Origin of the sequence: Streptococcus sp. HMSC076C09, from assembly GCF_001837905.1 — a bacterium.
In the GTDB taxonomy this organism is placed as follows: Bacteria; Bacillota; Bacilli; order Lactobacillales; family Streptococcaceae; genus Streptococcus; species Streptococcus parasanguinis_I.
The window spans coordinates 13,335-27,567 of the sequence record NZ_KV834640.1; the positions used below are offsets into that span (position 1 = coordinate 13,335).

At 42.6% G+C, this 14,233-nt stretch carries 13 protein-coding genes; 2 read left to right on the forward strand and 11 right to left on the reverse strand.

Annotated features, from left to right (window positions below; translation table 11 throughout):
- Positions 1-109: 109 nt before the first annotated feature.
- The 4 genes from HMPREF2704_RS03925 to HMPREF2704_RS03940 form a co-directional block, all read right to left on the reverse strand.
- Positions 110-1,267 (reverse strand): glycosyltransferase family 4 protein, encoded by a 1,158-nt coding sequence (locus HMPREF2704_RS03925; protein ID WP_049485793.1) that lies wholly within the window; start codon positions 1,265-1,267, stop codon positions 110-112.
- Positions 1,264-2,001, reverse strand: a complete 738-nt coding sequence (mecA, locus tag HMPREF2704_RS03930) for an adaptor protein MecA (RefSeq protein ID WP_049475089.1) — start codon at positions 1,999-2,001, stop codon at positions 1,264-1,266. The genes HMPREF2704_RS03925 and mecA overlap by 4 nt, the downstream gene beginning before the upstream one ends.
- Positions 2,002-2,136: 135 nt before the next feature.
- A complete protein-coding gene (locus tag HMPREF2704_RS03935) occupies positions 2,137-2,973 on the reverse strand; it encodes an undecaprenyl-diphosphate phosphatase (RefSeq protein WP_070845747.1) in 837 nt (278 codons plus the stop codon).
- 108 nt (positions 2,974-3,081) lie between these two features.
- Positions 3,082-4,989, reverse strand: coding sequence for a DUF2207 domain-containing protein (locus HMPREF2704_RS03940; RefSeq protein ID WP_049505895.1), 1,908 nt, complete (start codon positions 4,987-4,989; stop codon positions 3,082-3,084).
- A gap of 117 nt (positions 4,990-5,106) precedes the next feature.
- Between HMPREF2704_RS03940 and HMPREF2704_RS03945 the strand changes: the two genes are divergently transcribed.
- Positions 5,107-6,669 (forward strand): ABC transporter substrate-binding protein/permease, encoded by a 1,563-nt coding sequence (locus HMPREF2704_RS03945; RefSeq protein ID WP_049505896.1) that lies wholly within the window; start codon positions 5,107-5,109, stop codon positions 6,667-6,669.
- Positions 6,669-7,409: an amino acid ABC transporter ATP-binding protein gene (locus tag HMPREF2704_RS03950; RefSeq protein WP_003010256.1), complete on the forward strand. Its 741-nt coding sequence runs from the start codon at positions 6,669-6,671 to the stop codon at positions 7,407-7,409. Before HMPREF2704_RS03945 ends, HMPREF2704_RS03950 begins: the two co-directional genes overlap by 1 nt.
- Before the next feature lie 120 nt (positions 7,410-7,529).
- On the opposite strand, the gene HMPREF2704_RS03955 is transcribed toward HMPREF2704_RS03950, so the two are convergent.
- The 7 genes from HMPREF2704_RS03955 to HMPREF2704_RS03985 form a co-directional block, all read right to left on the reverse strand.
- A complete protein-coding gene (locus HMPREF2704_RS03955; RefSeq protein WP_003004771.1) occupies positions 7,530-7,745 on the reverse strand; it encodes a capsule biosynthesis transcriptional regulator in 216 nt (71 codons plus the stop codon).
- 108 nt (positions 7,746-7,853) lie between these two features.
- On the reverse strand, positions 7,854-8,747 hold the full coding sequence (locus HMPREF2704_RS03960; protein WP_049505898.1) for an SPFH domain-containing protein: 894 nt from the start codon (positions 8,745-8,747) through the stop codon (positions 7,854-7,856).
- Between the two features lie 110 nt (positions 8,748-8,857).
- A complete protein-coding gene (gene ilvA, locus HMPREF2704_RS03965; RefSeq protein WP_049475094.1) occupies positions 8,858-10,108 on the reverse strand; it encodes a threonine ammonia-lyase IlvA in 1,251 nt (416 codons plus the stop codon).
- Between the two features lie 76 nt (positions 10,109-10,184).
- Entirely contained in the window at positions 10,185-11,207 is a 1,023-nt protein-coding gene (ilvC, locus tag HMPREF2704_RS03970) for a ketol-acid reductoisomerase (RefSeq protein ID WP_003004157.1), read from the reverse strand.
- Positions 11,208-11,275: 68 nt separating this feature from the next.
- Positions 11,276-11,752, reverse strand: a complete 477-nt coding sequence (gene ilvN, locus HMPREF2704_RS03975) for an acetolactate synthase small subunit (protein WP_023919316.1) — start codon at positions 11,750-11,752, stop codon at positions 11,276-11,278.
- Positions 11,745-13,445 carry an acetolactate synthase large subunit gene (locus tag HMPREF2704_RS03980; RefSeq protein ID WP_023919317.1) on the reverse strand — a complete coding sequence of 567 codons (1,701 nt, stop codon included), beginning with the start codon at positions 13,443-13,445 and terminating at the stop codon, positions 11,745-11,747. Before HMPREF2704_RS03980 ends, ilvN begins: the two co-directional genes overlap by 8 nt.
- Before the next feature lie 188 nt (positions 13,446-13,633).
- Complete coding sequence (locus tag HMPREF2704_RS03985) at positions 13,634-14,233, reverse strand: response regulator transcription factor (protein WP_049523041.1); 600 nt, start codon at positions 14,231-14,233, stop codon at positions 13,634-13,636.

Consider the following 14,233-nt stretch of genomic DNA (forward strand, 5'->3'; position numbering starts at 1 on the left):
AGTCTAGAAGGTTCTCAAAGCATCGATTCCTTCATCACAAAGTATTTTTTTACCTTTCAAGTATATCAAAAAAAAGCCTAAATGGCTTTTCTTTTGATTAGAACTATTCTTATTTAGTTTTTTCTTTTCGTTTTTGACGAACTTCCTCCCGGTAGGAAGAATTCCCTATATAGCGCAGAACATTTAACAAAGGACTATGATGTGGCCCTAAAACCCCAATCAATTCTGCTAACAACTCTACTCCAAACAAGAGCCCGATCACAAGTAGGACACCTCCAATGCGACTCGAGATGTTGAGCAAGAGAGAAATCAAGGAGAAAATCATCGAAATCCCATAGATCACAAGTACAGTTCCCCGATGTGTCAAGCCCAGAGAAAGAAGTCGGTGGTGCAAGTGATTGCGATCCGGTTTATAAAATTTTTGACCAGATAGGGTCCGACGGATAATGGCTAAAAAGGTATCTGTAATCGGTACTCCGAGGATAATCATTGGTGTGACTACCGCAACAGCTGTCGCATTTTTCAAACCTTGCAAGGACAAGACAGAAATCATGAATCCGATAAACAAGGCACCGGTGTCTCCTAGATAGAGAATGGCTGGATGGTAGTTAAAGGGAAAGAAACCTGCGATGGACGCAACCAAGACAAAAATGGTCATGGTCAGAAAGAGATTGGGGACTGGTAGAAAGAAATAGGACACAATCCCCATTGTCACTAGGGAAATAATAGAGACCCCACTCACCAAGCCATCTAATCCATCAATCAGATTGACTGCATTGGTAATGGCAACAATCCAAATCACTGTCAAAAGATACGATAGCCATGGTTCAAAATGAAGTAAGGGACCACCGAACGGAATCTTGAAATCATTCAGCCGAAAATCTGTCAAAAACCAGACCAGACTCGCTGCCAGCAGGATACCGATCATCTTTTTCTTGGCTGACAACTCTTTTACATCATCGATCAAGCCTGTAAGAGCGATAATCCATCCCGCTCCTACGACCGGCAAGGTATAGGATAGGTAACTTTTGATTGGTGCGGTGGTGGATGTCAGCATAGGAATAAACACGAGAGTCGCAATTGAAAAAGCAATCACGATAGCCAGTCCACCCGCGCTTGGCATGGGCTTGGTATTGATCCGACGCGCATTCGGATAATCTACGGCATCAATCTTAAAGGAGAACAAGCGAACCAAGGGCGTCAATACCAAGGCAATCATAAAAGTCCCAATCAGCACCAGAACAAATTGCAAGGAAAAGGACATCATAAGCTAGCAACTTTCTTCAAATTCTCAATCGCACCAGACACCATTAGTAAGTGGCCGTGTTCCTGCAGAACGGCTCGTGTCACTTCTGAATCATCTGCATACTCCCGAATGATGGCCAGTAACCAGGTCGGATATTGAGTTGGTTGATCCTCTGTATCGATCAAGACGGTTAAATAATAATCGGATCCCATTTTGTATAATTCAGAGGTATCCACTGGAAAACTGACCATTTTTGAAAAGGCAACTGCTTGCTGGATATTTGAAAAACGCAAAATGTAATAAATATACTGACTTACTGGTGCTTCAGATGTAGGAGCTTGTTCTTGATTGTCACGTAACTCTTCTTGTTCCAAATGGTGAATAGCTTCTGCATCCCCTTTTGTCTTATCAGAGATCGTTTTTTCCAAGGTTTTGATAAATTCATCTGGCGTCATGCGCGACAACTCTTCCATATCAGGAAGATCTGACAAATCCTCAAAATCCAATTGTTGATCAATTTTTGATTTGGTAACAAAAACATCCAATTTATCTGGTTTTGGTGTCACACGAAAACTCAGCATCCCGCTATCCAGGAAGCTTTCTGGCATTTCGAGCTCATCCAAAATGGCATAGAAAAATTCTTCTGTTTTTTCTTGTGGGACAAGAAAATCAGCAATTTCCATTCCGCGTTCTTCTAAGTCTTCTAGTTGGATCGTGATCTTAATTGTTGAATCACTAATTTGCTTCATCTTCATAGCATAACCTCATACTTCTAGTCTTACTATTATACTAAAAAAATGGATAGAATTCAAAAAAAGGATGCATAGAAAAGAGGTCGGGACAAAAGTCTCCAACCTCAATAAACAATTTGATAGAGTTCAACCGTTCTCTTAGAAAATTACACGGAAGAGACCATACAATAACAAGATGGAACCAAGAACAATACGGTATTTCCCAAAGACGGTGAAATCATGGTTTTTCACATAATCTGTCAAGAAGTGGATGGCGTACATGCTGACTACGAAGGCCACTCCCATCGCTACCAGTAGAATAAAGAGTTGCCCTAGTGCAAGTGAATGCCCGCTAAGAGCGAATTTCCCAACCTTTAAGAGACTAGCCCCAAACATAGCCGGGATACCCAGATAAAAGGTAAACTCTGTCACCACTGGACGGCTAACACCATTGATCAAGCCCCCTACAATCGTAGCACCTGAACGGCTTGTACCTGGAAATAGCGATAAGACTTGGAAAAGTCCGATATAAAGAGCGGTTCGATAAGGTAGCTTATGCAATTCCGTCACTGCAGGTTCGACTTGTTCCCGTCTTTCCAAATAGATAAAGGCAATCCCGTAGGTGATCAACATAATTGCAACGGAAATCGAATTGTGAAAATGCGCCTCAAACCAATCATCTAATTTAAAAACAAAGACAAGAGGGAGGGTTGCAACTGCAACTTTCGCCCATAATTGCCAGGTCCGACGTACTTCTAGTGGAGATTTACCTGGTTTGAAGGGGTATAATTTATCAAAATAAATTACCACAACCGCTAGGATCGCACCCAATTGAATTACAACATTGAACATCTCCATAAAGGCTGGATCTTGGTTTTTAAACTGCACAAAATCCTGTAGTAGAATCAAGTGACCTGTACTTGAGATCGGTAGCCATTCTGTAATCCCCTCGACAATTCCAAAAAGGATCGCCTTGATTAATTCGATCAGAAACATCTTTTTCTCCTAAACTTACATTTGCTCTATTATATCATAAATCTATGGACTGGACCAGGCCTTCTAAACTAGAAGGGAAAGAGCTACCAAGACCATTCTTAGTGCTACTTAGAAGGCACCAAAGCCTCCTCCGCCTCCTCCGCCAGAGAAACCTCCTCCACTACCAGAGGAAACTGTGAAATGACTAGCTGTCGATGCTGTCGATCCATAAGTAGACATGGCATGACTTGAGTGGGTCACATCATGATAGAACGGGGTGTAAACGAAGGCGTTTAAGGCTTGATTTTCTAAATGAATATTCCGAAGCTTCATGACCTTTGTGACCTGATCAGCTACACCATACAAGGCCGCATAGACCAATAAGCGATTCCATAGGACCAGAGACTGCAACTCTGCATCGTTGAGGTGGGCAATCTCTTTCAACATCCGACCAAAACTATCCCAGTAATAGCGTTGCTCAGCACCCGCAAGATTGACAACACCATCTCGTAGGCAGGCTTTAAAGACACCATTGAAGCGCACTGGCATAAACCAAAGTGTGAGGATCCCTATCAAACAAGGAACAGAGAACCAACCCATCCCAAAGATGGCAAAGATTTCTGCTCCAAGGGCGATAAACCAAGCAGCCCAACCAAAGAAGAGACTTCGTCTAGCTTGCGCTTCTTCTTTTGCTTCTAAAGGGCGATAGTAGCTTGGCAAATGGAGATCTTCCACCTTGCGATGAACATCTCGGGCCACTTGGTTGACAGCCGTATCAAAACGAGCCTGAGCCTTACTTCCTAGTGAACGAATCGCATCTTGATCTGCTTTTTTGGCATGTTTGTATACATCATCACTGAATTCATAATTCTCAAAGAGACGGTTAACAGGACAGGAAACTTGATCCCCAAAAGCCATATTCATAAAGGAGCGTTCAAAATCATCCACATGTCCATGAGACTTTCTGGTCAAAACGACTTCATTTCCTTGTTGCTCATAGACAATCACTCCACGATCCATCAGATCCAGCAAAGTAGCTTGAAGCATTTTTTCAAATGTGAATACTGGCGGAGTCGCCTTCTCTTTATTGGTTGGGGAAGCCTCGTCTAATTCGGCTGAATAAACAACCGAGCTCATAACAAGAGGTGCAATATCCTGTGGAATCTCATAAAGACGAGTATTGGTCGGATAGGTCACACCAGGCCAAATCATTTTTTTGAACCGATTGCGGCCCAAGAGAGCAAGAAGCCAGAGTGCAATAATGAAGGCTGGCAAGATCCAGTTCCAAAACATGCGTGTCCAGTATTTTTCCTGTTCAATTTTAGCTTGGTTCTTGTGAAATTCATCCAATTTGGTTAATCCTGTATTTCGACCAGAATCATACAAAGTAGTTAGATCTGACTTCAACCAGTAACCATACAACTCCACAGCCTTTCCTTTGCCTAGGTTATAGAAAGTGGCAGAATAGATTCCATCTTCTTTCTTTACAGTCACATCCGGTCCCATAAAGGCTGTATGGATATACAGTTCCGATTGGGCATTAGCTGGTGCAAACTTAGGAATAACACGAAATTGAACCTCGTCCACCTTCTGATCACCATCTGTGATCGGTTTCCAGTTCAACTCCAAGATATCCTTGTGTGAATAGAGGAGATTTTTTAATTTCCATGTAACTTTAATTTTGACAGTATCTGTCGCTACACCACTGTTATAAATTTTCACTCGGTAGCCATCACCTAGATTCGTAATCTCAGGTTCTCTTTGAAGCTCACGACCTTCCACCTCAACCTTTGGCGGTATCTCAATCGCAAAGCCTTGTGGCATGTTCCCTGCCGTTCCTAGGCTAACATACTGCCCTCTATAAGAATCTTTGAAATAATAAACCAGTTCTTCCTCATAGGTGGCGTCGTCCCAGGTATCCAAGGTCAAGGTTCCACCATAGTAAAGTACATCATAAGATGGGCTAGATGCATGGACATTCTGACTGACAAAAAGGCAGGCCAGAAAGGCGAAAAAAACATACAAATACTTTTTCATTTGATCACGCTCCTTTGTATTATTATAGCATTTTTTAAATAAAAAGAGGACCATGTTTGAAATGCAGCCTATTTTACTGTACAATAGGAGAAGTTAAAATAAGGAAGAGGAGAAAAAATGAAAAAAACATTATTCGCGCTCTTAACAGGGCTTTTCATTTGCCTGGGGATCACACAGGTTGCTCATGCAGATGACTATTTACGAATCGGAATGGAAGCAGCCTACGCTCCTTTCAACTGGACCCAAGAAGATGATGCAAATGGAGCTGTTAAAATTGACGGTACTAATCAATATGCCAATGGGTACGATGTCCAAATCGCCAAAAAAGTTGCTGAGGAGTTAGGTAAAAAACCTCTGATCGTAAAAACATCTTGGAACGGTTTAATTCCAGCCCTCACTTCTGGTAAAATCGATATGATTATCGCTGGGATGAGTCCAACCGCTGAACGTAAAAAAGAGGTCGCCTTCTCCAAGAGCTACTATACCAGTGAACCGGTCATGCTCGTTCGTAAAGATGGAAAATATGCAAATGCTACTAGCCTAGATGACTTTAAGGATGCAAAGGTAACCTCTCAACAAGGGGTCTACCTCTATTCTCTCATTTCCCAACTCAAGGGTGCGAAACAAGAAACTGCAATGGGTGATTTTGCCCAGATGCGTCAAGCTTTAGAATCGGGTGTTATTGATGCCTATGTTTCTGAACGTCCCGAAGCCCTAACCGCCGAGTCCGCTAATTCTAAATTTAAGATGATTCAATTCAAAAAAGGATTTGAAGTTGGGGAAGAAGATGCGACCATCGCTATCGGGATGAAGAAGGGTGACACTAGAATTGACCAAGTCAATGCCGCACTAGCTAAGATTTCGTCTGAAGACCAAGTCAAACTCATGGATGATATGATTAAGAAGCAACCAGCTTCCAGTGATGCTAGTGATGATAAGCAGACATTCTTTAGCCAAATGATGAAGATTTTAAAGGATAATGGCCCACAGTTCTTACGGGGAACTGGAATGACCCTCTTAATCTCCATGACAGGTACCATTGCTGGGTTGATTATCGGTTTGTTAATCGGTGTCTTCCGGACAGCTCCGAAGGCTAAAAATAAATTCCTTGCTGGATGCCAAACTGCCTTTGGTTGGTTCCTCAATGTCTACATTGAAATTTTCCGTGGAACTCCGATGATCGTTCAATCAATGGTCATTTTCTACGGTTCCGCCCAAGCCTTCAACATTTCCTTGGATCGTACCTGGGCCGCCATCTTTATCGTATCAATCAATACCGGAGCATATATGAGTGAGATTGTTCGTGGTGGGATCTTAGCAGTGGATCCAGGTCAGTTTGAAGCAGCGACTGCTCTAGGAATGACCCATGGACAAACCATGCGCAAGGTCGTCCTTCCACAGGTTGTTCGCAATATCTTACCAGCAACAGGGAATGAATTTGTTATTAACATCAAGGATACATCTGTTTTGAATGTTATCTCTGTAGTTGAACTGTACTTTACAGGAAATACGATCGCAACCCAAAACTATCAATACTTCCCAACCTTTACGATCATCGCTGTGATTTACTTCGTTCTCACCTTTACCATCACACGAATTCTTCGCTACATCGAACGTCGCTTAGATTCTGATACTTATACTACAGGTGCCAATCAAATGCAAGTCAATGAGGTGAAATAATGGCAGAAAAAATTCTTGAAATTCAACATTTAAAAAAATCTTATGGTCAAAATGAAGTCTTGAAAGATATTTCCCTTACGGTTGAAAAAGGAGAGGTGATCTCCATCATCGGGAGCTCTGGTAGCGGAAAATCAACCTTCCTTCGCTCCATCAATCTTCTAGAGACTCCTACTGCTGGAGAGATTCTCTATCGTGGACAAAATGTTCTTGATCCTGAGTATGATCTTACCCACTACCGCGAGAAATTAGGGATGGTTTTCCAAAGCTTTAATCTCTTCGAAAATTTAAACGTCTTGGAAAATACGATCGTTGCACAAACGACCGTCCTCAAGCGCGATCGTGAAACTGCAGAGAAAGTTGCAAAGGAAAACCTTGAAAAAGTTGGTATGGGATCTCAATATTGGGCTGCCCGTCCGAAACAACTTTCAGGTGGTCAAAAGCAACGGGTCGCCATCGCTCGTGCCCTCTCAATGGATCCTGATGCCATTCTCTTCGATGAACCAACTTCTGCCCTAGACCCAGAAATGGTTGGGGAAGTCTTGAAAATCATGCAGGACCTTGCAAAAGAAGGACTTACCATGATTGTCGTCACCCACGAAATGGAATTTGCCCGCGATGTCTCTAGCCGGGTCATCTTCATGGACAAGGGTGTCATCGCTGAGCAAGGAGATCCAAAAGAAATCTTTAGCAATCCAAAAGAAGAACGGACCAAGGAATTCCTTCAACGCTTCTTACATTAATCTCTTGAAACAGTTTGCTTACCAGTATGGAAGCAAGCTGTTTTTTTGTACCGCTTCTGCTTTTGAGGCATAGAAAAAAACCAGAGAGCAAACTCTCTGGTTTTCAATTGGAACAACAAATTAATCTTCGAATTTTTGATGATTTTTGTCATAAAAATCAATCAATCCAAGTGCAGTTTCAAACGAGATATTCTTCACTTTTGCACGTCCTTGAGCCAAGGCAATGATAGACATTTCACGGGCATTTGTTTCTTTGCTGATACGATACCCTGTAATTTTCTTATCGCGTACCCATCCAACAACTGATTCTACTTTTTCAAAGTTCGATTTAGCCATGATCTTTCTCCTATATTATTATTTCCAATACTAATATAAATTGTTTTGCACATTTTGTCAACTAAAATCGCTGAAAATACGAACCTTTTTTAAAAAATGATAAAAAGTTTACTTTGCTTTCAAGGCGGATAATATTTGTGTACGAATGTTTTCGACACCATCTGGGTTTGCTGGTAGGAAAATCGTATTATTCCCTTCTTTATCTGCAAAATTATTTAAGGTATCTAAGTACTGGTTGGTTAAGAGAATTGACATGATTTGTTCTTCGGTCAAGTCTACATTCGCGCCTTTTAACTCTTTAATAGAGTCTGCCAATCCATCGACAATAGCCTTCCGTTGCTCGGCAATACCGACCCCGTGCAAGCGGTCTTTTTCCGCCTCAGCTTCGGCAGCAGTAACGATCTTGATCTTGTCTGCTTCTGCCAATTCCTGAGCCGCCACGCGTTTTCTTTGCGCCGCATTAATCTCGTTCATGGATTGTTTCACTTCGGCATCTGGCTCAACTTTGGTGATCAAGGTTTTTACAATAATATATCCATAAGTTGACATTTCTTCTGCCACTTGTTTTTGAACTTCAAGGGCGATTTCATCTTTTTTCTCAAATAATTCATCCAAGGTCAACTTGGGAACAGAAGAACGCAAAGCATCTTCAATGTATGATTTAATCTGTGATTCTGGACGCATCAACTTGTAGTAGGCATCCTTTACGTTGCTTTCGTTCACTCGGTATTGGGTTGCCACATTCATGGTAACGAATACGTTATCCTGAGTTTTTGTTTCAACCACAATCTCACTCTGCAAGACGCGCAACTGAACTCGTGCTGCAATTTTATCGATACCAAAAGGCGCTCGCATATGAATACCACTATCGCTAATTTTTTGATAACGTCCGAAGCGCTCGATGATGGCAACGGATTGTTGCTTGACCACATATAGTGAGCTAATCACAATGAATCCTGCAACCAGTAGCAAGAATAAAGAAAAGATAATAAATCCAGGCATAAAAAGTTCCTCCTTTTAATTTACGCATATCATATCACAAGTATTGATAAAAAAGCAATATATTCCTTAAAAATATATTGCTTAAATGGTCGATTGTTTCTGTATGATACTCAGACGAGCATATTATAGAGTGTTTCATTGCCGTTCAAGTTAATGAAAGACGGATCAAAACGCTCGATACGGTTGACCAAGCCTGCATAGTCATGTTTATTGGCTAAAGTGACCCCAATCAAGACAGGGCCTGTTCCCTTACTAGCGCGCTTGATGTATTCAAAACGTGTGATATCATCATTTGGCCCTAAGATATCATTTACAAACTCGCGAAGGGCCCCTGGACGTTGTGGGAAGTTTACGATAAAGTAGTGTTTCACTCCATCGTAGATCAAGGCACGTTCTTCCATTTCAGGCATGCGGTTAATATCATTATTCCCACCTGAGATAATACAACAGATCGTTTTACCCTTGATGTATTCGCGCAAGATCTCTAGAGATGCCACACTAGCAGCTCCCGCTGGTTCGGCAACAATTCCTTGCTTAGAATAAAGATCAATCAAAGTCTCTGAAATCAAACCTTCATCAACCCCAACCAGGGTTTCCACATGCTGACGGGTTACTTCATAGGTTAATTGTCCCACTTTTTGCACGGCAATCCCATCCGCAAATTTATCAATTTCTGGTAATTTGACTGGGCCCCCTGCTTCAAAAGCAGCCTTCATGGAGCGCGCCCCTTCAGCCTCTACCCCAATGACCTCAATCCTAGGTTCTGTTTCTTTGATATAGGTTGAGACACCTGAAATGAGGCCTCCTCCACCAACAGGAACGAGAACTGCATCAAAAGCAATCGATTCTTTTCGAGCTTCCTCAAGGATTTCGTAGGCCACTGTTCCTTGACCAGCCTGTACGTTTGGATCATCAAACGGGTCAATAAAGGTCCGTTTTTCTGCAAGAGTAAATTCTTGTGCCGCCTTAGCTGACGCGTCAAAGGTATCCCCAACCAACTTAATTGTTACATAATCCCCACCAAAGAAGCGGACTTGGCCGATCTTTTGTTGCGGTGTTGTAATCGGCATGAAGATGGTCGCTGGAATCTTCATTTCATTACAAGTATAAGCAACCCCTTGCGCGTGGTTTCCCGCAGATGCACACACTACCCCACGCTCACGCTCTTCTTTTGAGAGTTGAGAAATTGCAAAATACGCTCCACGAATCTTAAACGAACGAACACGTTGGGCGTTTTCTTTTTTCAAATAAATCTTTGCCCCATATTTTTCAGATAAATAGTGGTCGTATTCAAGGGGCGTATTGACAACGACTCCACTTAATATTTTATGGGCCTTGGCCACATCTTTTGCTGTTATCATTTCTTACCTCTGTTGCTGTGTATTGATCAAAAAAGCAAGCCAGGGTGTCCCAACTTGCTTAGTCTTCTACAGACAATTAGTTGTAGATTTTGAAGGCGTCATCGTCGTTTTGACCAACGAATGGCATTGCTTTACGCAATTCAGCACCAACTTTTTCAATTTCAAGTTCTTCAGCTTGTTTGCGGAAGGCTTTCAAACGTGGGAAACCAGCATCGTGGTCTTCAACGAATTCACGCGCAAATTTACCTGATTGGATATCAGCAAGGGCAGCTTTCATGTTTTCTTTTACTTCTGGACCGATAACACGTGGACCAGTTACAAAATCACCAAATTCTGCAGTATTTGAACATGATTGACGCATTTTCTTGAAGCCACCTTCGTAGATCAAGTCAACGATCAATTTCATTTCGTGAAGTACTTCGAAGTAAGCCAATTCAGGGGCATAACCAGCTTCTGTCAAAACTTCAAATCCAGCTTCGATCAAGCTTGTCAAACCACCCATAAGAACGGCTTGTTCACCAAACAAATCTTCTTCTGTTTCTTCTTTGAAGGTTGTTGAAAGAAGACCAACACGTGCTGAACCAACACCTTTTGCCCAGTCCATTGCGATGTCTTTGGCGTTACCAGTAGCATCTTGGTAGACAGCGTAAAGTGCTGGTACACCAAATCCTTCAGTGTAAGTACGACGTACCAAGTGACCTGGTCCTTTTGGTGCAACCATGAAGACATCTACGTCTTCAGGAGCTTTGATGTAACCAAAGTGGATATTGAAACCATGAGCAAATCCGAGAGCTTTACCAGCGCTCAAGTTTGGAGCGATTTCATCTTTGTAGATATCTTTTTGGATTTCGTCTGGTGCCAAGATCATGATGATATCAGCCAATTTAGTTGCTTCTGCAACTGGGTAAGCTTCAAAACCATCTTCTTTTGCTTTATCGAATGATTTACCAGGACGCACACCGATGATCACATCATGACCTGAATCACGCAAGTTTTGTGCGTGGGCATGACCTTGTGAACCATAACCGATAACGGCGATCTTTTTACCATCAAGTGCTGGTACTTTAACGTCTTTTTCGTATTCCATTTGAACTGCCATAAGTAAAATCTCTTTTCTATTTTATTATTTGCCTTTTTAAGGCGGGGTTAACAATGTTAAGGCGAGAATTAATCTCGAGTAAATCCGGTTGCACCGGTGCGGGCGATGTTTTTAATCCCATAAGGTCGAATAACACGAATGAGGGCTTCGCTCTTTTCTGCATTTCCCGTCATTTGAACGGTGATAGAGCTTGGGGCCACATCGACCACGGTCGCACGGAAAGGTTGAATAATGGCCAAGATTTCTGCCCGCTTCTCAGCTGGTGCAGAAACTTTCACCAGGATAACTTCGCGCTCCAAGTGTGGTTTGTCAGTGATATCACGAATGCGAATCACATCAATCTGGCGGTTGAGCTGTTTGATGATTTGCTCTACTTCATCATGCGAAGCAACATCAATGATAATGGTAATCCGCGATACATTAGGGTTTTCTGTTGCGCCAACAGAGATGCTTTCGATATTGACTTGACGTCTCGACAAGACTCCAGTAAAGCGGTTCAGAACACCTGAGCGGTTTTGAAGTTTGGCTGTTAACATTCTACGCATTAAACTTCACCCCCAACATCTCATGATTACTCTTACCAGCTGGTACCATCGGCAAGACATGCTCTTTCCGAGAAATGTCTACTTCGATGAACATTGGTACATCTTCTGTGATGACTTCCAAATCCTTCTCCAGAGTATCAGGATTATCAAATTTATAATTCTTGATCCCGTAGGCTTGCGCCATCAATTGGAAATCTGGAAGGCTATCAAAGACTGACTCTGACGTCCGACCATCATAGAAGGCTTCTTGCCATTGACGGACCATTCCAAGCGAGTGGTTGTTGAGCATAACGACCTTGATCGGAACCTTATAAATATTTAAGATTGCCAATTCTTGATTGGTCATTTGGAAACCACCATCTCCGACAAAGAGAACAACTTCTTTATCTGGATTGGCAATTTTCGCTCCGATAGCTGCAGGAACACCGAATCCCATCGTTCCTAGACCACCAGATGTCACCAATTGGCGCTCATTTTGGTAAGGATAGTATTGAGCTGCCCACATTTGGTGTTGTCCAACGTCTGTGACGACAATAGCGTCCCCCTTGGTCAACTCTCCGATGCGTTCGATCACAGCTTGTGGTTGCACAACCCGTTCTTTCTTGTCGTATGAACGAACCCGGTTCTTATCTTGGGTCACCTTTTCGATCCATTTTTCTGTGTTGTTATGAACCGTTGGCTCTGCTAGCAACTGTTGCAAGGCTTTCTTTGCATCGCCAACAACAGGAATGTCGACAGCAATGATCTTACCAATCTCTGCAGGATCAATGTCGATATGGGCAACCTTAGCATTTTTAGCGAAAGTCTTTGGATTCCCTGTCAAACGGTCATCAAATCGACAACCAACACTGATCATGAAATCCGTCTCTGTCATGGCGATATTAGCCGCGAAGGATCCGTGCATCCCTCCCATCCCTAGGAAAAGAGGATGACTGGTCGCAATCGTTCCTTGACCTAACAGACTGGTCACTACTGGAATCTGATAGCGCTCTGCTAGAGCAATCAACTCTTTTGCAGCTCCAGCGTAACTCACGCCACCACCAGCAAGAAGAACTGGTTTTTTAGCCTTACTCAATTGCTTCAAAATCTTTTTGATCTGCAATTCATTGGGTTCAATGGTAGGCTGGTAGCTTGGAAGCTTCACACTTGGTTCATAGATAAAATCTGTCTCTAAAGCAGACACATCCTTTGGAAGGTCAATTACCACAGGGCCAGGACGGCCGGTCGTCGCAATATGGACAGCTTCTGTGATAATTCGTGGAATATCTGCCGTCTCACGTACTTGATAGTTGTACTTGGTGATGGGCATGGTAATTCCCACGATATCCGCTTCTTGAAAGGCGTCTTTCCCGATCCCAGCACGATTGACTTGACCAGTGAAGACTAATAAGGGAACGCTATCGCTCATGGCATCTGCAATCCCTGTAATGGCATTTGTAGCCCCCGGTCCACTAGTGACGACTGCGACACCCAGCTTTCCAGTTGATTTAGCGTAGCCTTCAGCCTCATGCAAGCATCCTTGTTCATGACGACCCAAGATATGCTGGATACCCTCAAAGCTATAGATGGCATCGTATAAAGGCAAAACCGCTCCACCAGGATAACCAAAAATCGTGTCAATGCCCAAATCACGCAGGGTTTCAAGAACGAGCTCTGAACCGGTTTTTGCAGTTTCTAAGGTAATTTTCTCCATGTCTCTCCTTTCCAGTACTTTGTATATCAAATTAGCATGCTACTATCATACCATTTTTAGAAAATATTTCAAGGAAAAATAGTAAATTTTCTGAATTTTCTATCCAAATTCGAATAATGAGAGTTTTTCTAAAAATGCTAGGTCTATCAGAAAAAAAGTCTCTAGGAAATCCTAGAAACTTTTCTTCCTTATAACCAACCCTTTTCATGGGCAATTTTTGCTGCCTCAGTCCGGTTTTCCGCATCCAATTTGGTCAGAATGGTTGACATATAATTGCGGATGGTCCCGTTTGAGAGAAATAAGCGATCAGCAATTTCTTGGTTAGAAGCCCCTTTTGCGACTTCTTTTAAAACTGCCTTTTCTTGAGGGCTTAGAGGATTGGGATGGGTTAAAATCCCTTCCATTAATTCAGGCGAATATTCTTTTTGCCCTGCTAATACTGCATGAAGAGTCGCCATCAAATCCGTAATGCGGCGTTCTTTTAAGACATAGGCATCCACTCCAGCCTTGAGGGCCCGCTCGAAATAGCCCGGCCGCTTAAAAGTGGTAACGATGACGACCTTGAGCTGGGGTTGTTGACTTTTAGCCCATTCCAACACCTCTAACCCTGTTTTGATGGGCATTTCGATATCTAAAATCGCAATATCGACTGGATGTGTTTCGAGTAAACGAATGGCCTCTTGTCCATCGCCAGCCTGCAAGACATCTTCCACATCCTCTTGTAGGAGCAAGAGCTGGCAGAGCGCATCGCGCAACATACTTTGGTCTTCAGCAACTAATAAACGCAT

Excerpts from the sequence above, each read along its gene's own strand:
- HMPREF2704_RS03925 (WP_049485793.1), bottom strand. The coding sequence starts at position 1,267 with ATGATGTCCTTTTCCTTGCAATTTGTTCTGGTGCTGATTGGGACTTTT.
- mecA (WP_049475089.1), bottom strand. The coding sequence starts at position 2,001 with ATGAAGATGAAGCAAATTAGTGATTCAACAATTAAGATCACGATCCAA.
- HMPREF2704_RS03935 (WP_070845747.1), bottom strand. The coding sequence starts at position 2,973 with ATGTTTCTGATCGAATTAATCAAGGCGATCCTTTTTGGAATTGTCGAG.
- HMPREF2704_RS03940 (WP_049505895.1), bottom strand. The coding sequence starts at position 4,989 with ATGAAAAAGTATTTGTATGTTTTTTTCGCCTTTCTGGCCTGCCTTTTT.
- HMPREF2704_RS03945 (WP_049505896.1), top strand. The coding sequence starts at position 5,107 with ATGAAAAAAACATTATTCGCGCTCTTAACAGGGCTTTTCATTTGCCTG.
- HMPREF2704_RS03950 (WP_003010256.1), top strand. The coding sequence starts at position 6,669 with ATGGCAGAAAAAATTCTTGAAATTCAACATTTAAAAAAATCTTATGGT.
- HMPREF2704_RS03955 (WP_003004771.1), bottom strand. The coding sequence starts at position 7,745 with ATGGCTAAATCGAACTTTGAAAAAGTAGAATCAGTTGTTGGATGGGTA.
- HMPREF2704_RS03960 (WP_049505898.1), bottom strand. The coding sequence starts at position 8,747 with ATGCCTGGATTTATTATCTTTTCTTTATTCTTGCTACTGGTTGCAGGA.
- ilvA (WP_049475094.1), bottom strand. The coding sequence starts at position 10,108 with ATGATAACAGCAAAAGATGTGGCCAAGGCCCATAAAATATTAAGTGGA.
- ilvC (WP_003004157.1), bottom strand. The coding sequence starts at position 11,207 with ATGGCAGTTCAAATGGAATACGAAAAAGACGTTAAAGTACCAGCACTT.
- ilvN (WP_023919316.1), bottom strand. The coding sequence starts at position 11,752 with ATGCGTAGAATGTTAACAGCCAAACTTCAAAACCGCTCAGGTGTTCTG.
- HMPREF2704_RS03980 (WP_023919317.1), bottom strand. The coding sequence starts at position 13,445 with ATGGAGAAAATTACCTTAGAAACTGCAAAAACCGGTTCAGAGCTCGTT.
- HMPREF2704_RS03985 (WP_049523041.1), bottom strand. The coding sequence starts at position 14,233 with ATGCGTTTATTAGTTGCTGAAGACCAAAGTATGTTGCGCGATGCGCTC.